The sequence below is a fragment of the Paenibacillus kribbensis genome, assembly GCF_001705305.1.
GTDB classification, from domain to species: domain Bacteria; phylum Bacillota; class Bacilli; order Paenibacillales; family Paenibacillaceae; genus Paenibacillus; species Paenibacillus kribbensis_B.
This window is the reverse complement of the sequence record NZ_MCBP01000013.1, coordinates 21,724-43,512: the sequence shown is the minus strand read 5'-3', so window position 1 is coordinate 43,512 and position 21,789 is coordinate 21,724. Positions and strand designations below refer to the sequence as shown.

Here is a 21,789-nt window from a genome sequence, read left to right as displayed (position 1 = left end):
TGAAACAGAAGAACGGCCTGAGAAATCAAATTGATTTAGCTGGAGAATATTGCTTAGTTCCTTGATAAAATCAAATTTATGGATAAAAGTTCTTGTTATATGTAAAATGAGGATACTTCTGTTCAGAATATTGTCATTTTTTAAAATAAGTACTGTCCTGATTTGTAAGATTGTGGTACCCTAGAACGTATATATTGCTATTTTACATATTGGAGTTGAATTAAACAGATGAGTGATTTTTACAAGGAACCTCAATCTTCCAATTCTTTTCAGGAGAGGAATGATTATAACGCCCCATTAAACCAGCCACCAGTGGTTCCACCTACAAATGGTAAATCGATTGCCTCTATGGTATTGGGCATTTTAAATCTTTTGTTGGTATTTATGCCTTATATCTCGGTTATTTTGGGGATCCTTGCTATTATATTAAGCGCGATTTCGTTCAAAGAAATTCGCCGTCATGGCGAAAATGGTAAAGGTATGGCGGTTGCCGGTTTAGTATGTGGTATCGTTGGCACGGTTTTTGGCCTCATTATTTTTGCTATAGTTATTATTGTAATAGTAGCGGAGAGTGACTCGAATCCGTTTTAGACATTTAATGATATTCGTACGCTTTTGATTCACTTGGTTGTTGCTTCATACTTCCTGAACATGGCCTCTTCACGATTCAAATGTCTGATGCTATGATGAATGGAGTCTAATGTAAGGGGAGTGAAGCTGCATGGCACGTACTCGAACACAAAAAGCACTAAGCAAGGCGAAACGCGCAGGAATGTATTGCGCTGCACAGAGCCGCAAAACGAATGGTCATTATGCCGATATATCACAGCATGTGCGAATGAGGCCGACCAAGCAGGAACAATTACAAAAAATCAAGCACAAGAAGCGAATCGTTCAGAGCGACGCTTCTTTTTTTGTTTTCGTATGATTCAAGTCATTACTGTAAAAAGAACTTGATAATAATTATCATTCTTGTTAGAATATCATAAGAAAGAAGGAACCCGGGCAGGGGCTCCTTCATTGTGCAACTACGTTTTGGTTTAAAAAAGGTTTATTTTGCTTCAAAGGTTTTGCAGTCTGTTTCTTCAGACGTGTGAGTGTCTGCAGGCTTGTTGCTTACGATATAAATGGAGTTTGCGCTACATTTGTTATCTTGGGCCCAGAACGTACAAGAGTTAACTTCACACAGAACGTCTTTTGCCATATTGTTCACCTCCTTAATGTGGATGTGATGGGCTAAGCAAATAGTATCACGGTCAGTCAAGGTAGGACTTGTCCAACTGTGCTCACCCTCTTGTTAAGAAGAGGGTTTTTGCTATGCTTATCTGTACAATATCAAATGAATTTTAAAATTGCAATATTTGCTTCATTTTGGTCCTTTTATATAAGCGGGGCGGTGGCGATGGGAAGTACCATCCGACTGCGTAGTGGCACAATAGGTAACCTTTAAGTCAACTTATATAATTTAAAGCAAAAGCTGTCCTTCGTGCAGAGCGGAATGCCCCTCTACCGGAGAACAGCTTTTTTGTTTTTCCAACAACATAATCACGGTACTCAAAAGAGTTAGCGAACGTTAGGAATATTTACGATGGGATCTATATCAGCCTCATAGTCCACACCTTCAAACTCAAAGCCGAACAGTTGGAAAAACTCGCGACGGTACTCCTCGAGATCAGACAGCTCGTAGATATTGTTTGTCGTCAGCTCGTCCCATATTTTCGCAACCTCTACCTGCACGTCTTCACGCAGCTCCCAATCATCAATACGAATACGTCCCTCTTCATCCACAGGAGTTTCAGGAGCATACAGACGCTCGGCAAACAGGCGGTAGCTTTGTTCTATACACCCTTCATGCAGCCCTTTTTCCTTCATCACCTTGTACAAAGCGGAAATATACAGAGGAACGACAGGGATGGCAGAGCTGGATTGAGTAACCAGTCCTTTGGTGACTGCGACGAAGGCGCGGCCGCCTGTGACTTTTAGTTGATCATTCAGCTGACGTGCTGTCGCCTCCAGGTGATCCTTTGCACTTCCGATACTGCCTTCTCTGTAAATGGCTTGCGTAATCTCTGAACCAATATATGAAAAAGAGAAGGTGGTTGTGGTATCAGCCAATACACCGCCTTCACGCAAGGCGTCAATCCACAACTTCCAGTCCTCACCGCCCATGACCTCTACAGTTGCTTGCACTTCTTCTGCCGTCGCGGGTTCCAGTGTAACGCTGCTGACTTCTCCGGTGTGGAAATTGACGGTTTTATTTGTATAGGGTTTACCAATCGGTTTGAGTACAGAATTAAACGTTTCACCTGTACGAGGATTCGTACGGCGACCGGAAGCGACACTGTAGATCACCAAATCGACTTGTCCCAGCTCTTTGCGAATAACCTCCACTGTTTTGGCTTTGACCTCATCCGAAAAGGCATCTCCTGTCACGCTTAAGGATGTCAGCCCTGCTTCCTGAGCAGCCTTTTCAAATGCGGCGGAATTGTACCAGCCTGCCGACGCTGTACGTGTGGCCGTAGCATGACTAGGACGATATACACCGATTGTATTGGCCCGTGCTCCGAATGCGGCAGTAATACGAGAAGCCAGCCCATATCCGGCAGATGCCCCGATGATAAGCACGTTGCGAGGCCCCTGAATAGCAGGATGGGTTTGCACATAGTTAATTTGCTCCTGAACATGCTGGGCACAGCCCACTGGATGAGCAGTGGTACATATAAAGCCACGTGTTCTTGGTTTGATTATCATGTTATTTGTAATTCCTTTCTTCTTGCAGCAATCTTCACCCTTACTATTTTAACTTTTAACAATTTTTTTTCAAACGTGGATTTCGGTGAGGATTACGAGCCGCTGAAATCGAATGATGCAATTTACTTCGGTAGTATTTGCTTTCTCGCTGAAAAGTGTACCCCTGAGAAGGGTGGCAAGTGCCCATGGGCCTGCATATGATGCAGTAACGATAAATATGAAGGGAGAGAGCTGCTTGAAGAACAAGAGTCGCAAAACCACCAGAATCAAAAAGCCGCTCTATAGTGTAATTGACCCGGATATGAATGAATTAAGTATGATACAGCGCGTGAAGCCACAGCCCGCGGAGAGGGAGACAGAAGCAAGACTTCATCAGGTTGCTTCTCCGCCTCCCCCAATAGTAGAGGAGTTGGAGAAGCAGGCTGTTGTCGAACCCGAGGTTCATATTGTACACGAGACTGAGGTTGAAAATGAAGATGCAGAAGAGAGACAGGTTACGATGGAGGAAGCAAACGAGCCGGAGCCTCAGCCTGATCCCATTGATGTCGAGGAAATTTTGAACAATAAGAAGGCGCCCCATGTAAACAACGCTTTCATTTATACAGATGATTTGAGCGATTTGGCTGTGACTGGTGAGAAGATTGCTCCTGCTTCCATCGACTCCAGCAAGCTGAAGCAAGAAAGCATCCAAACGGAATATCTGGCGGATTATGCCGTTCAAACGATTAAAATAGCTGACGGTGCAGTGACTTCTTCGAAAATTGCCCCTGATTCCATTACTGTGGAGCACTTATCGGATGCATCGGTGTCAGGTAGCAAATTGCAGGATCGCTCCATTAGCGGTGAGAAACTTCGTGATGGCAGCATCACCCCGGAAAAGCTGGCCGATAAGATTATCAGCGGTGATCATATTGCAAATGGCTCCATTGAGAGCCGTCATTTCAAGCATTGGATTGTGTCTCCAGACATGCTTCAAGATCATGCGGTTACCTCTGATAAAATTCGCAGCGGTACGATTCAATCGAATAATTTGGCTAATGAAGCCATCGACAGCTCCAAGCTTGGAGAGCAGTCTGTAACCACTTCCAAGCTGCGGGACGGTGCTGTGGATGGTTCTAAAATTCAGTCTAGCAGCATTGAGAGCGCACACCTGACCGATCATGCCATTCATGCCCGGCATCTGGCCCCTGGTTCAATCAACCGTCAGCAGCTTTCTAGCGGAATTGTGGGCAAGGAACAGCTGGAGGAAGGTGCTGTCAGTGGACGTCATCTGGAGCATGAGGCGGTCAGCGGTGAGCATATTCAGGCAGAAGCGATTGAAAGAAAGCATCTGAGTCCCGGCGCTATCGGAGAAGAGCAGATTGGTACAGGTGAAGTGACAGCCCGGCATCTCGCGGACCGGAGTATTCAGTCCAATAAGCTGGCGGATCAGTCCGTAGGCTCACTGCAAATTGTCGATCAGTCTGTGACATCATCCAAAATATCGGATCAGAGCATTTTGCCACACAAAATTGCTGATGAGGCAGTACTTACCAGACATATTGCTGCGTCGGCAATTAAAGGTCGTCAGCTTGCTCCGGAGGCGGTCTCTTCATTACACCTCCAGTCTGAAATTATTCGTAAGCATCATATCGTAGCCGAAGCAGTGACGGAACAACATTTGCAATCCGGCGCTGTGACGAGCCAGAAAATAGGGATGGGCGCAATTCTGGATCATCATGTGGCGAATCAGGCTGTCAAGGATAACCATATCGCCCCGAACTCTATTAAGTCTGACAAAATCGCTGAAGAAGCGGTGACTGAGACTAAAATAGGTACAGGAGCGGTAACGGGAGATAAAATTGCGCCACAAGCCATTACACACGTACACATTGCAACCGGCGTGATTCGTGAGGACCACCTTGCCAACAACAGTGTGGGTGGAAAGGCATTGCAGGCTCAATCGGTCGATTCGAAACATCTGGCCCACAGTTCTGTGATGAGCGAACATCTTAGAGAGGGCAGTGTAGGAACCTCGGCGATGCAGGGACAGTCCGTTACCGCAGATATATTGGGTGAAGGTGCGGTTCAAACCGGACACCTGGCGAATGGGGCGGTGTACTCCCATCATTTGCAGGATCATTCCGTCACTTCGCTAAAGCTATCGCCGGAAAGTGTGGCTACGGACAAAATTAATGACTTGGCGATTACGGCTCCTAAATTAGCAGAAGGTAGTGTAACTTCCTCCAAGCTGTCAGCTCGCTCTGTGCAGCCGTGGCACATTACGGATAAAGCGGTGCAGAGTAACCATTTGGCTATAGAAGCGGTGGAGGCGAATCATCTCGCTCCGGAATCCGTCACCTCCGACCATCTGAAATCTGCATCGGTTCAGACCAAGCATCTCGCCCCGGATAGCGTGTCCGGTCATGCACTTCAATCGGAAAGCGTCACCTCTGAGAAGTTAGCGGCTCGTGCTGTGCAAGCTTCCAATTTGGGGGAAAATAGCGTGGGACCTGGACATCTGGCTGCACACGCTGTACACACCCGGCATTTGGCAGCAGGAGCGGTACAGGAAACCACACTGGCAGATGGGGCTGTAAAATCGGTGCATATTGCACCGGAATCCATCCAATCAGAGCACTTGCAAAGCGGACTCATTCAGGGAGAGCATATCGCATTGCAGGCTATAGCGACCCCGGCCTTACAGGATGAAGCGATCACCTCTGCCAAACTGGCGGAAGGCAGTGTAACTTCCACCAAGCTGTCTGCCCATTCGGTGCAGTCCGGGCATATTACGGACGAAGCTGTACAAAGCAACCATCTGGCTGTGGCGGCTGTGGATTCAGCACATTTGGCTGCCGGAGCAGTGACCTCGGTTCATTTACAGGCTTCCTCAGTGCTTACGAGACATCTGGCCCAGGACAGTGTGTCCGGTCGTGCGCTCCAAGCGGAAAGCATCACCTCGGAAAAGCTGGCGGCACGCTCAGTGCAAGCGACGAATCTGGCGGAAGACAGCGTGGGCCCTTCACATCTGTCCGCGCAGGCCGTACACACCCGGCATTTGGCTGCTGGAGCAGTACAGGAAACCGCACTGGCAGAAGGGGCAGTGAAGTCTGTGCATCTTGCACCGGAATCCATCCAATCGGAGCACTTGCAAAACGGGGTCATTGAGGGAGAGCATATCGCATTGCAGGCTGTGGCGACCCCGGCCTTACAGGATGAAGCGGTGACGTCTGACAAACTGGCGGAGGAAAGTGTAACCTCTACCAAGCTATCTGCCCATTCCGTGCAATCCGGGCATATTACAGATGAAGCCGTGCAAAGCAGTCACTTGGCTGTGGCGGCTGTGGATTCGACACATTTGGCTGCCGGAGCAGTGACCTCGGTTCATATACAGGCTTCCTCAGTGCTAACAAGACATCTGGCCCCGGACAGTGTATCCGGTCGTGCGCTTCAAGCGGAAAGTATCACCTCGGAAAAACTGGCGGCACACTCGGTGCAAGCGACGAATCTCGCGGAAGGAAGCGTGGGCCCTTCACATTTGTCTGAGCAGGCCGTACACACCCGGCATTTGGCAGCGGGAGCGGTACAGGACAAAGCGCTGGCAGAAGGGGTAGTGAAGTCTGTGCATATTGCATCGGAGTCCATCCGGCCGCACCATCTGCGTATCGGAAGCATCCAGGGTGTGCATATCGCATCAGAGACAATATCGACCCACGCCTTGCAAGATGGGGCTGTTACGTCTGATAAACTGGCCGAGGAAAGCGTAACCTCTACCAAGTTATCTGCCCATTCCGTGCAGTCCGGGCATATTACAGATGAAGCCGTACAAACCAGTCACCTGGCTGTGGCGGCTGTGGATTCGACACATTTGGCTGCCGGAGCAGTGACCTCGGTTCATATACAGGCTTCCTCAGTGCTTACGAGACATTTGGCCCAGGACAGTGTATCCGGTCGCGCGCTCCAAGCGGAAAGTATCACCTCGGAAAAGCTGGCGGCACGCTCAGTGCAAGCGACGAATCTCGCGGAAGGAAGCGTGGGCCCTTCACATTTGTCTGAGCAGGCCGTACACACCCGGCATTTGGCAGCAGGAGCGGTACAGGACAAAGCGCTGGCAGAAGGGGCAGTGAAGTCTGTGCACATTGCATCAGAGTCCATCCAGCCGCACCATCTAAACAGCGGAACCATCCAGGGCGTGCATATCGCATCAGAGACGATATCGACCCACGCCTTGCAAGATGAGTCTGTTACGTCTGACAAACTGGCGGATGAGAGCGTGACAGCGGCCAAAATATCTCCTTATTCAGTACAGCCGTGGCACATTATCGACGAAGCTGTGCAAGGGAATCATGTGGCAGAAGAGGCTATCCAGTCGAGCCATTTGGCCCCGGAATCCGTCACCTCTTCCCATTTGCAGGCTTCGGCGGTGACGACCCGGCATATTGCGCCGGGAAGTATATCGGTTCACGCCCTTCAGGCAGGGAGCGTGAACAGTGAGAAGCTTGCGCTTCGGGCGGTGCACGCTTCGAATCTGGCGGAAGCTAGTGTAAGCTCCGTACATCTGACGGAGCATGTCGTACACCCTCAGCATCTGGCCGATGGGGCGGTACAAGGATCTGCGCTGGCAGAAGGAGCGGTGCAGTCAAAACATATCGCTCTGGATTCCGTCCAGTCGGAGCATTTGCAAGCAGGGGCCATCCAGCCACAGCACGTAGGCATGCAGGTGGTGTCGGAGGAGGCTTTGCAGGAAGGAGCGGTTACGTCCAGCAAGATCGCGGAAGGAGCGGTGCAGTCCTGGCATGTGGCTGAGGAGTCCATTAAAGGCCAACACATGGCCCCGGACAGTGTATCCGGTCGTGCGCTCCAAGCGGAAAGCATCACCTCGGAAAAGCTGGCGGCACGCTCAGTGCAAGCGACGAATCTCGCGGAAGACAGCGTGGGCCCTTCACATTTGTCCGCGCAGGCCGTACACACCCGGCATTTGGCAGCAGGAGCGGTACAGGACATAGCGCTGGCAGAAGGGGCAGTGAAGTCTGTGCACATTGCATCAGAGTCCATCCAGCCGCACCATCTAAGCAACGGAACCATCCAGGGCGTGCATATCGCATCAGAAACGATATCGACCCACGCCTTGCAAGATGAGTCTGTTACGTCTGACAAACTGGCGGATGAGAGCGTGACAGCGGCCAAAATATCTCCTTATTCAATACAGCCGTGGCACATTATCGACGAAGCTGTGCAAGGGAATCATGTGGCAGAAGAGGCTATCCAGTCGAACCATTTGGCCCCGGAATCCGTCACCTCTTCCCATTTGCAGGCTTCGGCAGTGACGACCCAGCATATTGCGCCGGGGAGTATATCGGTTCACGCACTCCAGGCAGGAAGCGTGAACAGTGAGAAGCTTGCGCTTCGGGCGGTGCATGCTTCGAATCTGGCGGACGCTAGTGTAAGCTCCGTACATCTGACGGAGCATGCTGTACACCCTCAGCATCTGGCCGATGGGGCAGTACAAGGATCTGCGCTGGCAGAAGGAGCGGTACAGTCAAAACATATCGCTTTGGATTCCGTCCAGTCGGAGCATCTGCAAGCAGGGGTCATCCAGCAACAGCATGTAGGCATGCAGGTGGTGTCGGAGGAGGCCTTGCAGGACGGAGCGGTTACGTCCAGCAAGATCGCGAATGGAGCGGTACAGTCCTGGCATGTGGCTGAGGAGTCCATTGATGGCCAACACATTGGCGAGGAAGTCATTGATACGTATCACCTGAAGCCGGGGGCGGTGACACTGGCTCAGCTATCCACAGATATTCACCTCTCGGGGCTTTTGCCGGAGGAAGGCATCAGTGGCGACAGACTCCAGGCAGATAGTGTATCTCGCAGCCATCTGAAAGCTCAGGCTGTCGACAGTGAGGTGCTGAGCCCGGAAGCTGTAGGAGCGGAGCATCTGCAGGCCGCTGCGGTACAAAGCCACCACTTGGCAGAGCAGAGCATCGAAGGGCATCATCTGGTGGAAGGCTCCGTAGGCTCACGTGAGCTTGAGCTGAACGCAGTGAAGCCGGAGCATCTGACCATCACCCCTGTTCGTACTTGTGCGAATCAGCCCGCATTGCAGCAGTTCGGCAGAGCGCCGTTTCTTCTCAAGGGCAGTGAAGGAGAAACGGAGGTTAGAATTGTATTCGAGGAGCCTTTTGTAAACCCGGACTATACGCTCGTAGCTATGACTAACCATCCTCTTTTTCATGCGACTCTAAAATCACAGACGCCCGGTGGGGCGGTGATCGTCGTAACCAAATGGAACGAAACCTCGCATAACTACGGCATTGTCTCCTGGATTGCCATCGGTTAGTCAAGGCGTTATTGTATGACATTTATAGCGTGCAGCCCGTGTATTTTTCCAGATACGGAGCTGTACGCTTTTTTCATATACTTTTCACACATTTCCTCCACAATTATCCCGGATTCTCCTGATAAGCTAAAGATACTTTAAAGGAGAGGTGATTCAATCATGAAAAAATGGACTAAAAATGCAGCAGCCGTATTGACCGTAGTAAGCGTACTGGGAGGAGCAAGCAGCGCATTTGCCGCTACAGCAACAACGACTCCAGCCACAACTGCACCAGCTACTAAAGCTCCTGCGGCTACAACACCAGCTACCAAAACCCCGGCAAAAGCACCTGTGACGAAAACATCTTTGGTGAAAGCACCCGTTAAAAAAGCTGTAGTAGCTCATAAAGCAACAACAAAAGCGAAAAAAGCTCCTGTCAAAAAAGCAGTTGCCAAAAAAGTGGCAAGCCACAAAGTAAAAGCCGTAAAAGCGAAACATCGTACAGTTAAGCACGGCACAGTTAAACATCATGCAGTTAAACATAAAGCAACAGCTCACAAAACTCGTGCACATCATGCTGTAGCTAAAAAAGCAGCTCACAAAGTAGTTCACAAAGCTCCGGTTAAAAAAGCAGCACCTGCAAAAACAGCTCCAAAAACAGCAGTGAAAACAGCTCCAAAAACAGCAGTGAAAACAGCTCCGAAAGCAGCAGCTAAAGCAGTAACAACAACCAAAAAATAAGGTTGAAGCGCAGTCAGTTTTCAGTTCGCCTGGCATATACAGCAGCGATTCATGATAAGAAAAGACGGGACCGGGAACGGTATACCCGTCTTTTGTCTATTTTGCCGGGCTTCTGTTAAGCTTATAGAGAGGATGGAATCATCCAGAACAACGGCAAGGGGTTATGGTCATGACAAAAATAGTAGTGGTGGATGACGACGTGTTCATTTTGCAATTAATATCTGAGTATTTGAAAAAAGAATCTTACGAGGTGACTTCCTTCTCCAGTGGCAAAACCCTGATAGAGCATATCCATACGGACCGTCCAGACTGCCTCGTCCTTGATATCATGATGCCCGGAATTGATGGACTTTCCCTGCTGACTCAGCTTCGTGAGTTTACGGAAATGCCAATTATTATGATTTCCGCGCGCGGCGAAGAAAGTGATCGTATCCACGGGCTGGAGCTGGGATGCAGCGATTTTTTGACCAAGCCCTTTAATCCGCGGGAGTTGGTTGGAAGGGTCAAAGCGATGCTGCGACTGAGCAAGGCCGGGACGCCAGCATCGGATGATAAGGGAGCGGCAGGAAGCGCAGAAGCATGCCGAGCGGGCAATCTGTGTATTTTTGCAGATTTTCGTAAGGTCACTGTGGACGGACAAGAGTTAAATTTGACCTCCCGTGAATTTGATCTGCTGCTGTTTCTTTCAAATCATTTGGAAAGACCTTTTGGCAGGGAGCATCTGATTCAGCAGGTGTGGAGCTATGATTTTATAGGTGATGTGAGGGTCGTGGACGATCTGGTCAAACGAATTCGCAAAAAGCTGGCGGAATACCACTCTACGCTCGTCATTAATACCGTTTGGGGATTCGGATATAAAGCAACGGTTCAGGAGCGTAGCCATGCGAACGATGAGAGCTAAAATACTGCTGTCTCTATCTATCGCAATGCTCATTACTGTCTGTATTACGGTAGTTTTGTTCATCAGGCTTATCGACGACATACTCGTAAATCAGGCTAAATCAAAGCTTCATGAGCAGGCACGCAAAGCCGTCCATATTATGAGCGACGGAGGCTTTGACCGGCTGGATAACGCTGAGCTTAACTATGTCATCAAAGGTATGCTGTTGTCTGCCGATTATTTTATTTTAAGCACGGATAATCGTATCATCGACTCCAGCGTGTCTGGAGTGGAGGGCAAGAAGATAGAAAGTTTGCTATTGATCCGTCAGGGATTTTTTGCATCTGTTCATCCGTCTGCCCATGATCTGGCTTCCGTACATGAAGGGGTTGCCGTGTTTCAAGGTAAAAAGATACTGTTTACAAATGAAGAATTGCCCGGACAACCTTTTCGAATTTTTGTATACTCGCCGTTGTCTTCATTAAGAGCACTGTATGTCCCGTTAATGAGAACCACAATATTGTCCATCGTGGCGAGCTTTCTGGTGATTCTCGTCATTGGGCTGATGGTTGTTTCACGACTGGTACGCCCGCTCAAGCGATTGAAGGAGGCTGTAGGCAACTATGAGCCGAATCAACCACAGGATAGTGATTTTCCGCAGGCAGATAAAAGCGAAATTGGAGAACTGATCGGCACCTTTCATTCCATGTCGGCCCGTATTCAGCAGCATCACAACGGTCAAATTGAATTTTTGCAAAATGTATCTCACGAGCTAAGGACACCGTTAATGTCCATTCAAGGCTACGTATATGCCATTCAGGATCAAGTCGTATCCCAGGACGAGGGGCTTAGTATCATTAAAGTGCAGTCCCAGCGATTAATTGATATGGTGGAAAAGCTGCTTCAGCTATCGAGGCTGGAGGCGTTGAATGAAGAATGGCCTGTTTCTCTGATAGATCTTGGAAGCATGGCAGAGGACGCTGTTCATTTGTTGATGCCGGTGGCTGCTGAACGCTCGATCTCGCTTCGTGTGGAGGGGGAGGGCCTGCATGTGGCCGTTCCAGCCGAACAATTGTTCCGCATGATATTGAATTTGTTGCAAAATGCGGTTCGACACACCTCTACGGAGGTTGTCATTCATTTGGAGGCGGGGACAACACCGGAGGTTGTATGGGTTATGCATGTGGATGATGATGGAGAAGGACTGACTGAACAAGAGGCAGCCGAGGTGTTCGGGAGATTTTATACAGGCTCGAACGGTGTCACGGGGCTGGGATTGGCTATTTGCTGTCAAATCGCTTCCCGGCTGGGCGGTGAATTGAACTGCACACGTTCACCATTGGGCGGGGCGCGGTTCAGTTATATACAACATATGTTATAAATGAGTACAAAAATGGTTAAAACTGATCGTTTTTCGGGCTTAACCTTCCGTTGATGTGACAAACGATGGAAGGTTTTTGGGCTTATTTTAGATATTGCTTGACTGGCAGGCACTAAACTGAGTAAAATTGTCCGTATATACCTTGACTCATGAACGTCGTTTTTTTAGATAGTGGTCAATAATAGTGATGAATAAAAATGAAAGAGTGATGAGATGAACCGCCTTTTGGAAGTGAAGGACTTAACGATATCTTTCAAGACCCGTCAGGGACTAGTGCAGGCCATTCGTGGCGTAAACTTTCATGTCAATAAAGGAGAGACGCTAGCCATTGTCGGTGAATCCGGCTCAGGCAAAAGCGTAACCTCACAGGCTGTAATGAAGTTGATTCCGACCCCTCCCGGTATTTATCAAAAGGGTCAAATTTTATTTGACGGGGAAGAGCTGATTAATAAAACGGAAAAGCAGATGCAAAAAATTCGTGGTAAGGAAATCGGTCTGATTTCTCAGGACCCCATGACTTCGCTTAATCCGACAATGAAGGTCGGCAAGCAGATCACGGAAGTGCTTTTCAAGCATGAAAAGATATCCAAGGATGCTGCTCACAAGCGGGGCATTGAGTTGCTTAATCTGGTAGGTATTCCGCATCCAGAGCAGCGCTTTAACCAATATCCGCATGAGTTCAGTGGCGGTATGCGTCAACGTGTCGTGATTGCGATGGCACTGGCTGCTAATCCCAAGCTTCTGATTGCCGATGAACCGACGACTGCGCTGGACGTAACGATTCAAGCTCAAATTTTGGAATTGATGAAGGACCTTCAGAAGAAGATCGACACTTCCATCATCTTTATTACCCATGACCTCGGCGTTGTAGCGAAAATGGCGGACCGCGTTGCTGTTATGTATGCCGGACAAATCGTGGAAACAGGTACGGTTAATGAAATTTTCTATAATCCAAAACATCCATATACTTGGGGGCTTCTCGCTTCCATGCCAAGTTTGGATAGCCATGGTCAGAAGCTGGCAGCTATTCCGGGAACACCACCGGATCTGTTGCACCCACCTGTAGGCGATGCTTTTGCAGCCCGCAGTGCTTATGCCATGAAGATTGACTTTGAGAAAGAGCCTCCACTCTTTCAAGTATCTGATACACACTTTGTGAAATCATGGCTGTTGCATCCAGATGCGCCTGCGGTTGAGCCACCAGAAGCGGTTAAGGCCAAGCTTCGCAAGCTGGATAATGCATTTGAAAAGCCGGTTTTGGTCGAACAATACAGCGTTTAACGAACGATGTAATTTGCTACTAAATGACTCGTAATAAGGATTTGCAAAATTCTGAAATAAAAAAAGGGTTGCTCTCTCCATGGAATAATCTACGGGGAGGACAGCCCTTTTTGGTGTTAGCGAAGCCTTTTTTTACAGTTTGCCGGAACCGGCCTGCGAAGTGACTTCTGCTTTTACGCTGGCAGATGGGGAAATCTTATCGTTCAGCGATGGTTTCCAGCCTACAGAGGAGCTAAGACCTGCGCTGGAGCCTGCGTTAACAGCTTGTCCATTCAGGATTGTGCCCGTATCTGACAGGGCAGTTCCACCAAAGACAGTCACGATTTTAGCTGCTGATAAACCGGCAACGTCAATGGCATTGTTTTCGGCGAAGATTTTGGAGGATTTGCCTGCGCCCCATATATACAGTAAAGGATATTCGGAACGTTTTACATCACCTGTATAGTAATTGTTGTACAGATGGACTTGTCCATACCGTACACGTGGTGTGCGTTGTACTGTGTTTTCATAATAATTGTGATGCAGGGTTACACGTAAAACCCCTTCATCTGCTGTTTTGCTGTCGCTGTTGCCAATAATTGAGGTTTTATCATGATTGGAAAAATGATTGTAAGAAGCAGTGACCAGATCGGCTTGATTGATCACATCGAGAAGTCCATCATGATGCTGGTATTCCCGCCCATAGTAGGTACCGTTTTGGCTATCCGGGTGAGACCCATCGTTGAAGGTATTGTGGTCTACCCATACATGAGTGGCACCGTTAATGGTAATGCTGTCATATTCCGAATTCCAGTTGCCTGTACTGCCGTCGGTTGGGTCCCACTGTGGGAAATAATCGTAGGCATCCTGGAATTCAATATTGCGGATAATGACATTGTCTGTCCCTTTTTTCAGTTGGAAGTTCACGCCGTTAATAACGGCATTGCTGCCCAGGCCGACAATAGTTGTATTGGATGGAATTTGAATGACAACACGACTGGCCTGATTTTTTTGTGAAGCTTCACGTGCCTTTTCCAATGTACCGGAAGGAGCCTTTTTCCCCCATGTGGACGGGTCATATGCTTTGAGATATGCGTCAAAATCATAATTAGGGTCCTTGTAATCGTTCAATCCCAACGGCTTGTTATTGTCATCGACATTGACATTGATCGTACCTTTGACATAAATGATTTTAGGGGTAGTATTGCTGCTTTTGCCCAAAGCATCCACTAGTTGTTTGCGATTCGTTACAGTGAAAATATTAGAAGAGGAGGCTGCGGCCCCGCCTGTTGTACCTGTAGAAAAGGCTGCCCAACCGTTTTTGCTGCCGAGCGTTTCTTTACCAATATCAGTGGCTGCCTGAGCAGGTGTACCAAGAGGAGCCAGGGTTGTGAACAGCAGGGCTGCTGCGATTCCGAGTGAAAATCTCTTTTTCATAAAATACCTCCGTATATGAGATGAATGGAGTAGACGAACGAAGGAAGTCCCGGGTGCTCCTTATGTTTTCTACATTTTCTATCATACTTCGCGTTCCAGTATTTGTTAATATAATAAAAGTTACATACTAAAACTTTTGTCTAATTTTTTATAGAATGAAACAGAAACCTTCTTTTTCCATTAAAAGCGCATACAAAATAATGAAAACGTTAACAATCATATGAAATAGGAATTGTATATATGAATATATGGAATTGTTTTTGTGTTTTTTGCTCGGAAGCAACACTGTTCATGGGTTTCATATTAGGCTAGAAAAGTGCAATAGATCTGCTTGAAATGTTAACGATTTCAAATCAGAAGAAGGAGGCTGGAATTCTACTTTGCCGAATTGGAAGCCGGTTTGTAGATTTTTGCCAAACCCTCAGGTACAATGCTCATAATATAGCTGAGGAGGAATGGACATCATGGCAGAGCATTTAGCAGATATTTTGAAGTTGTTGAAGCAAAAAGAGTGGGTGGATTTGTCCCACGCCTTTTATCCTGAAATCCCTCATTTTCCGGTATTCGATCATGTTCAGGTGGATACCTTATTTACCCATGACAATGGCTTTTTTGTAAAACAATACTGCTTTCCGGGTCAGTATGGCACTCATATAGATGCACCCGTTCATTTTGTGAAGGGTAAACGTTATCTGCATGAGCTTTCGTTGAAGGAGCTGGTTTTGCCGCTGGTTGTTATTGACCGTTCGGCTGCTGTTGCAGCCAATCCCGACTATGAGCTTACGGTTGCGGATATTCTGGATTTTGAAAAGGAGCATGGACGCATTGCCGATCAATCCTTTGTCGCCTTTCGCAGTGATTGGAGCAAGCGTTGGCCTGATTCAGATGCGTTCTCAAACAAGGACGACGCCGGAGACGCACACTGCCCGGGCTGGTCGCTGGAGGCGCTGCGCTTTTTGGTAGAAGAACGAAATGTGGCTGCCATTGGACATGAGACACTGGATACTGACTCCTCTGCAGCTTATCGCAAAGAGGGCAGGCTGGTAGGGGAATATTTCATATTGGAGCAGGATCGTTATCAGGTTGAGGTGCTGACGAATTTGGACAAGCTGCCTGCGACAGGTGCGGTCATTTATAATATCGTTCCGAGCATTCAGGATTCTCCGGGATTTCCGGTGCGCTCTTTTGCTATTTTGCCTTAATCATGCGGTACCGGAGCGTTTGAATACGACTATACAATGATGCTGAGCATAAAGGACCGATTCCGATATTTTATATCTGAATCGGTCCTTTTTAACTCATTCGGGAGGAGTGTATAGCTTTATGGAGTGCATATTCAGCTTGAATCTAAACGGTGAAACATCTTAACTGGTAATCGTAACGGTAGGAGCCGAGATGGTAGGCTGGGTTGAGATCGTAGAGGCTGTACCGCTAAAATTGGATATTTCTATAACAACTGGAACACCTACTGAAATATCAGTGGAGTCAATGACCAGACTTGCTGTGCTTAGGGTGAATAAGGAGCTTTGCTGAACAAGTCCGTTAACATAATAATTAGAAGTATCAGTAGCCGCTAATGTTGGTAAATTAACAACCGGAGCATTGGCGTCATCTACAAAGCTTGCAGCTGGAATGGTTGTTTCTGTTGCTCCGATCATACCGGCTGTAATCGTTGCGAAAAATCGAGTTGAGGTTGGACTTATGGTCGTGGTTACAGCACCGCCGCTTGCGACTGGAGCTGAAGCAACCGCTGTAAAAACAGGCTTTACGATTGGCATGGTTTTTACCTCCTTTCTTTTCGGGCATGAGCCACGCGCTGGCTCTTATTTAATAAATGATTGTTTGATCTATTCGGAAACGGCACATGAACCTTTCTATTAATAATAGGGTAAGTGAAGAAAGCACAATTTTGTTACAAATAAGGCTGGAACCGAATCCTTGAAATCGGAGTGCTACAAATGCCTAAAACCCTAAAGGGGAATGTGCATACAATACATAAGCAGGAATGAAGGAGGTGTAGACGGCTGGTATGAGGAGACGTGTTGTATCACTAGGAAGGCATAGAAAGCGGAGCATCCATTGTATATGTCGTACAAAATATAAAACAAGGTATCCGTCCAGAAGAAGGAAAACGGGGTCCCGTGCCAAAAAGCATCCAATCCTAAACATACAACGACGATATTGCAATACGCCTGGAAAGCATCGGAAGAAAAGAAATTTGGTAAATAAGCGATGGATCAAAAAGATAGCAGGAAAGCAGTGCCAAACCGGGCTGGCAGGAGCCCGATGTATTTTAGGTATAACAGGACCGCAGGGCATACCAGGTCCAGCAGGGGGGCAGGGAGTCCAAGGAATACCAGGTCCAGCTGGATTACAGGGAGCGCAAGGAATGCCGGGTCCGGCAGGTTTACAGGGAGCACAGGGAGTGCTGGGTCCGGCAGGATCGCAAGGTATACCAGGCACAACAGGCTTACGAGGTCCCACTGGAGCGCAGGGCATAACTGGTTCTATAGGACCCCAAGGTGTAACAGGCTCTACCGGCCCGGCACCTGACATTGGATTTATTGAAATTATACCCACGGCGGAGCGGTATTTTTATTTTGCACCTGATGCTATTGAATCTTCAGTTACAATTAGGGCGGAACAGTTTTCGGCAGATGGTGTGCAGGAGGCTTTCCAGCAGTTTTATATCGGACCCAACAGCTATACCAATCTGTATATTAACGGCATGATCCAAGAAAGCACATTGTACAGCCTGACACCTGCATCGCTGACGATTCACCTCAGTGAAGGGGAGTCTATTCTCTCAGGCACACCGATTATTGTGGAAATTGTTCAATTTAGTGTGCGATACAGTGCATGACATCGTCGTTATACGGCGCAGGCCCTTCAATGCGATCGGCTGCCAGTCTGGCCAGAATGGATTGTGCAGCCCGCTCAGCAGTCTCTTTAAAGACAACGCAACGCATGGATGGCTTGTACGACCTTTCGTAGTGGGGAACATGCCTGCTTACATATGAGTTGCAATTTGGTTAGTTATCACTTACCATATGTTTATGAACAAGAAAACACATGTAGATAGCAAGAAGAAGGATATATTGCAGGCGGCGATGCGCTTATTTGCAACCAAGGGGATTGATGGGATTTCCGTTAAACAAATTGGTGAAGCTGCCGGTGTGACGGATGCCGCAATATACAAGCATTTTAAGAGTAAAGATGCAATGGCAATGGAAGTATTCGGGCAGTACTGCAACAGCTACACTACATTAATTGACTTTTATCGCAAGCAGAGCGGAAGTTTTGTCAGTTGTTTCCATAAATTGGTAGATGAAGTGCTGGGGATGCATGATGAAGATCAGTGTGGCCTGCTTTTGCTGTCGCAGCATCATGAGTTGTACATTGAGGCAAGCCAGAGTCAGAATGTACGTCAGCCACTGGAGGCGTTAACGGAATTCATCGAGCAGGGGATTGAGCGGGGAGAATTGCCCAAGCAGGATGCCCGGCTATCCGGTGTGCTTATCATTGGAGCTATTACACGCTTATCCGTGTCCAGCCTGGAAGGTGAACTTCCGCAGGAACTCATTCCATTGGCAACAGAGGTCAAACAACGTTTAACCGCTTTATTAAGTAAAGGTCAATAGTGGCCTTTTCTTTTAAATTAAAGGTTAGCGTTCTCTAACTAAAATTATAAAATGAGGGTAGGAAGTGATTTGTATGTCTAAAAAAATATTGGTTATTCAAGGAAATCCGGTCGTTGGCAGTTATGGAGAAGCGCTGGCTCAATCCTATATAAAAGGAGCAGAGGCTGCGGGAGCTGAGGTGCGGTTGTTGCAGCTGTCCGCGTTGGAATTTAATCCTAATTTATCAGGTGGATATCGTGATAAGTTGCCGCTGGAGCCCGACTTGATCCAAGCTCAGGAATTGATTAAATGGGCAGAGCATCTTGTTTTCATTTTTCCGATCTGGTGGGGCAGCTTGCCTGCGTTAATGAAAGGTTTCATTGATCGTATCTTAATGCCGGGATTTGCGTTTAAATATCACAAAGGTAAACCCTTGCCTGAAAAGCTCTTAAAAGGCAGAACGGCCCATCTCATCACAACGATGGATGGACCGCACTGGTATTACCGATTTTTTCAGGGACAGCCGGGGCATCGCATGATGAAGCATTCCACGCTCCAGCTATGCGGTGTCAAGACCGTACGTTCTACCGCCATTGATCTCATGAATAAGAAGACGGATCAACAGCGCAACGATTGGCTAGGTAAGGTGGAGCAACTGGGGCGAAGCATGAAGTAGGAGGGCAAAAATGAAACCCGTAATAAATCACAAATGGAATTTGAGTGAAATGGAAGCCATAAAATTACAAAAGGAATTATCTTTAAAAGTTACAAAGGAAGACCAATTTCCTGAAATTAATTATGTTGCCGGGATCGACGTGGCTTACAGCGAACAAAGTGACCTATTAATAGCTGCAATCGTCATTTTAGAAGCAAGCTCATTAAACATCGTGGAATCAGTGGTAGTTGAAGATTCTGTCCAATTTCCTTATATCCCAGGATTGTTTTCATTCAGAGAGCTACCGCCTATAGTTAAAGCATTTGAGCAAATAAAGACCTCTCCTCAGCTAATCGTCTGCGATGGCCAAGGAATTGCTCATCCTAGACGGTTTGGATTAGCCAGTCATTTAGGGGTTATCTTTGATATTCCTACCATTGGATGTGGTAAAACGAAGCTGTGGGGCGATTATAAAGAACCCTCTCAAGAAAGAGGTGCATGTTCATTATTAGTTGATGATGAGGAGACTATCGGTGGAGTATTAAGAACACAGGAAAGCGTTAAGCCTCTTTTTGTATCTGTAGGTCATCGTATTTCATTAGAAACCGCCTGTAATTGGATATTAAAGCTTGCTCCCCATTATCGCTTGCCTGAGACAACTCGACAAGCTGATCAGCTTGTGAGAAAGGTTTTATCAAAGGCCTATTAATAGAATTAGTGCCAAGGCGATAAGCAAATAGCAGGTAAACCATGGTGGGTGGAGGCTATTTCGCCTGCTGCTGCGATAGGAACCAAAGGAAAAAAGGGCCACAACTGGAGCGACTCGCTCATATTGTGGTCCTTTATAGATTATGCATCGGAGAATCAGGTACACCTTGATCAAGGAATAGCTCATGTTTTGCATTAACGTTATGTAACTATCGTTGCAACTGTTAAAACAAATCCTAATACTAGACCGGCAGGGCCCCAATAATGCATCGGGATAAAAAACAGACTGTGCTCGGTCCCCATTCGGTAGTGTTCCCCCGTTTCCATATCAACTAGCACCTTGCCCGATTTGGCGTTGAGCGCTTTTCCCAGATGCCAGATAATAACTCCCGATACAATGAACACAAAAGCCAGCGGCAGCCGCGAATCTATTGAATCAAGCTCCAATGAGGATAATATAATATTGACAATCGCAAATAGCACCCCTGGAATAATAATATTCAAAATACCAAAACCCTTCCAAATAATCACATCAAAACTTCCTTTCTGGTTGTGTTTACGTCCATGGTGAGCCCCTTCTCCAAAGATTTTGGAGTATAAATTGTTATTACCAAATCCAACATATGTATTTATCGGTTAAAAGAGAGATTTAGTTTACAGAATGACCCATTCATTGGGGGTATTTTCAATGTGTAAAGCTGGGCCAATACAAAAAAAAGCCGCTTCTCCACATCTTCCTAGGCCCAGCATAATCTGAGCTAGAAGGAGGAAAAGCGGTTTTTTTAGCTAGCAAAAAAAGCATAGCCTGTCTATAGAGACGACAGATCTATTCAGCGGCAGCTTTCGCTTGCTCTGCTACGAAGGTTACAGGCTTCATAATGCGGCTCAGCATATCCTGCTTCGGACGATTCCAGGTAACCCAGTCGTCCAGCAGCAGTCCACCTGTGTCACCGCTATTCGGATTCAGGGTCCAGTACGTAAAGTACAGGTTGTTGGCACCAATATAGTCTACGAGTGCATTTTGCCATTTACCCTCAGCAGAGGACAAATCAACATTACGACCGCCGAATTCACCAACCAGCACCGGAGCTATGTTTTGCTTGCTGATGTAGCCCCATGTTTGATCCCAGATGGCCGGCATGTTGGCCGGGAAGGTCGACTCATTGAACCATGGCTGCCAAGACACACCAGGGCCGTAATCATGCGGAGAATATACGACGCGGTTCGGTACATCCAGCACGACAGGGTAGTTGGCTACACCTGTCAGGTTGCCGCCCCACCAGTATTGGCTATTGTTGCCTTGGACATTGTGGTCCACACCTTCTACGATAATCAGCCAATTCGGATTTACGGACAGAATCGCATTCCCTGCGCGTTGTGCCGCAAGACGCCAGTCTGTGGAAATGTTGCCTGTACCCCAGCTTGCCTGACCGTGTGGCTCATTGTGCAAATCTGCCCCGATGACGGTCGGGTTGTTTTTATAACGGTCAGCCAACATTTTCCAGTCACTGATCCAACGAGATTCAGGGTACTTGGACGTGTACCACAGCTCGGACTGCCCACCCGAGTCTGCACGGTGACGGTCAAGGATAACCTGAATACCGCGTTCTCCGGCTTTTTCGATCAGCTTGTCCATAATTTGAATCGGAGTCAATCCAACCAGATCAGGATTTTTGTAATAATCAATACTGTCAGGGCGGGAATTGGAATCGAACAACTGATTACTGTAAGGCAGACGGATCAGGTTGTAGCCTTCTTTCTTCACCTGGTCCAGCACGTCGTCCATCGAACGGCTCCACAGTCCATGCAAGGTGTAATTGGGGGTCTCCAGACCGAACCAGTTTAATCCGTTAAATGCTGCCTCTTTGCCGGATTCGTCTACAATTTTGTTTCCTTGGGTGTGATAATATCCTTTCACACTGGCTGCATCTGCTGAAGCAGGAGTATAGCCATACAATGTGAAGCCCATTACGAGGGATGCAATAACGAGAAATGGCTTCTTCATGCTTTTTCTTTTCATGATTCTTACTTCCTCCTTTATCTAAATATATTTAT

The 21,789-nt window shown here is 47.5% G+C and carries 19 protein-coding genes; 12 read left to right on the top strand and 7 right to left on the bottom strand.

The annotated features are described in order from the left end of the window. Window positions 1-228: 228 nt before the first annotated feature. On the top strand, window positions 229-591 hold the full coding sequence (locus BAZ21_RS20735) for a DUF4190 domain-containing protein (RefSeq protein ID WP_068504736.1): 363 nt from the start codon (window positions 229-231) through the stop codon (window positions 589-591). 130 nt (window positions 592-721) lie between these two features. Then, complete coding sequence (locus tag BAZ21_RS20730) at window positions 722-928, top strand: hypothetical protein (RefSeq protein WP_068504734.1); 207 nt, start codon at window positions 722-724, stop codon at window positions 926-928. A gap of 123 nt (window positions 929-1,051) precedes the next feature. Here the strand turns inward: BAZ21_RS20730 and BAZ21_RS28140 are convergent, their stop codons facing one another. Further along, window positions 1,052-1,204: a DUF1540 domain-containing protein gene (locus BAZ21_RS28140; RefSeq protein WP_010347361.1), complete on the bottom strand. Its 153-nt coding sequence runs from the start codon at window positions 1,202-1,204 to the stop codon at window positions 1,052-1,054. 359 nt (window positions 1,205-1,563) lie between these two features. Next, window positions 1,564-2,751 carry an enoyl-ACP reductase FabV gene (gene fabV, locus BAZ21_RS20725; RefSeq protein WP_068504731.1) on the bottom strand — a complete coding sequence of 396 codons (1,188 nt, stop codon included), beginning with the start codon at window positions 2,749-2,751 and terminating at the stop codon, window positions 1,564-1,566. Window positions 2,752-2,986: 235 nt separating this feature from the next. On the opposite strand from fabV, the gene BAZ21_RS20720 reads away from it, so the two are divergent. The 5 genes from BAZ21_RS20720 to BAZ21_RS20700 all read left to right on the top strand — a co-directional run bounded on the left by BAZ21_RS20720 (window position 2,987) and on the right by BAZ21_RS20700 (window position 13,335). Further along, window positions 2,987-9,073 (top strand): WIAG-tail domain, encoded by a 6,087-nt coding sequence (locus BAZ21_RS20720; protein WP_068504728.1) that lies wholly within the window; start codon window positions 2,987-2,989, stop codon window positions 9,071-9,073. Window positions 9,074-9,232: 159 nt separating this feature from the next. Then, a complete protein-coding gene (locus BAZ21_RS20715; protein ID WP_068504725.1) occupies window positions 9,233-9,793 on the top strand; it encodes a hypothetical protein in 561 nt (186 codons plus the stop codon). A 169-nt stretch (window positions 9,794-9,962) separates the two neighbouring features. Next, entirely contained in the window at window positions 9,963-10,694 is a 732-nt protein-coding gene (locus tag BAZ21_RS20710) for a response regulator transcription factor (RefSeq protein ID WP_068504723.1), read from the top strand. Further along, window positions 10,675-12,054: a sensor histidine kinase gene (locus BAZ21_RS20705; RefSeq protein ID WP_068504722.1), complete on the top strand. Its 1,380-nt coding sequence runs from the start codon at window positions 10,675-10,677 to the stop codon at window positions 12,052-12,054. The genes BAZ21_RS20710 and BAZ21_RS20705 overlap by 20 nt, the downstream gene beginning before the upstream one ends. 213 nt (window positions 12,055-12,267) lie before the next feature. Continuing rightward, a complete protein-coding gene (locus BAZ21_RS20700) occupies window positions 12,268-13,335 on the top strand; it encodes an ABC transporter ATP-binding protein (RefSeq protein WP_068504720.1) in 1,068 nt (355 codons plus the stop codon). Window positions 13,336-13,467: 132 nt separating this feature from the next. On the opposite strand, the gene BAZ21_RS20695 is transcribed toward BAZ21_RS20700, so the two are convergent. Continuing rightward, window positions 13,468-14,751 (bottom strand): pectate lyase family protein, encoded by a 1,284-nt coding sequence (locus tag BAZ21_RS20695; RefSeq protein WP_068504718.1) that lies wholly within the window; start codon window positions 14,749-14,751, stop codon window positions 13,468-13,470. A 464-nt stretch (window positions 14,752-15,215) separates the two neighbouring features. Between BAZ21_RS20695 and BAZ21_RS20690 the strand changes: the two genes are divergently transcribed. Next, entirely contained in the window at window positions 15,216-15,953 is a 738-nt protein-coding gene (locus BAZ21_RS20690; RefSeq protein WP_068504716.1) for a cyclase family protein, read from the top strand. 162 nt (window positions 15,954-16,115) lie between these two features. Here BAZ21_RS20690 and BAZ21_RS20685 read toward each other — a convergent pair whose 3' ends face one another. Further along, complete coding sequence (locus BAZ21_RS20685) at window positions 16,116-16,529, bottom strand: DUF4183 domain-containing protein (RefSeq protein WP_068504714.1); 414 nt, start codon at window positions 16,527-16,529, stop codon at window positions 16,116-16,118. Window positions 16,530-16,969: 440 nt separating this feature from the next. Between BAZ21_RS20685 and BAZ21_RS30080 the strand changes: the two genes are divergently transcribed. After that, the gene (locus BAZ21_RS30080; RefSeq protein WP_305119361.1) at window positions 16,970-17,614 is read left to right on the top strand and encodes a DUF4183 domain-containing protein; all 645 of its coding nucleotides are present in this window, start codon (window positions 16,970-16,972) and stop codon (window positions 17,612-17,614) included. On the opposite strand, the gene BAZ21_RS29850 is transcribed toward BAZ21_RS30080, so the two are convergent. Continuing rightward, window positions 17,592-17,720 (bottom strand): hypothetical protein, encoded by a 129-nt coding sequence (locus BAZ21_RS29850; protein ID WP_256022203.1) that lies wholly within the window; start codon window positions 17,718-17,720, stop codon window positions 17,592-17,594. The two genes, BAZ21_RS30080 and BAZ21_RS29850, sit on opposite strands and share 23 nt — an antisense overlap. A gap of 87 nt (window positions 17,721-17,807) precedes the next feature. Between BAZ21_RS29850 and BAZ21_RS20675 the strand changes: the two genes are divergently transcribed. The 3 genes from BAZ21_RS20675 to nfi all read left to right on the top strand — a co-directional run bounded on the left by BAZ21_RS20675 (window position 17,808) and on the right by nfi (window position 19,735). Next, the gene (locus BAZ21_RS20675) at window positions 17,808-18,392 is read left to right on the top strand and encodes a TetR/AcrR family transcriptional regulator (RefSeq protein WP_068504933.1); all 585 of its coding nucleotides are present in this window, start codon (window positions 17,808-17,810) and stop codon (window positions 18,390-18,392) included. Window positions 18,393-18,465: 73 nt separating this feature from the next. After that, a complete protein-coding gene (locus BAZ21_RS20670; protein WP_068504712.1) occupies window positions 18,466-19,047 on the top strand; it encodes an NAD(P)H-dependent oxidoreductase in 582 nt (193 codons plus the stop codon). Window positions 19,048-19,057: 10 nt separating this feature from the next. Continuing rightward, the gene (gene nfi / locus BAZ21_RS20665; RefSeq protein WP_068504710.1) at window positions 19,058-19,735 is read left to right on the top strand and encodes a deoxyribonuclease V; all 678 of its coding nucleotides are present in this window, start codon (window positions 19,058-19,060) and stop codon (window positions 19,733-19,735) included. Between the two features lie 200 nt (window positions 19,736-19,935). Here nfi and BAZ21_RS20660 read toward each other — a convergent pair whose 3' ends face one another. Next, the gene (locus BAZ21_RS20660) at window positions 19,936-20,265 is read right to left on the bottom strand and encodes a hypothetical protein (RefSeq protein WP_068504708.1); all 330 of its coding nucleotides are present in this window, start codon (window positions 20,263-20,265) and stop codon (window positions 19,936-19,938) included. 295 nt (window positions 20,266-20,560) lie between these two features. Next, window positions 20,561-21,754: a glycoside hydrolase family 5 protein gene (locus tag BAZ21_RS20655; protein WP_068504706.1), complete on the bottom strand. Its 1,194-nt coding sequence runs from the start codon at window positions 21,752-21,754 to the stop codon at window positions 20,561-20,563. Window positions 21,755-21,789: the final 35 nt, after the last annotated feature.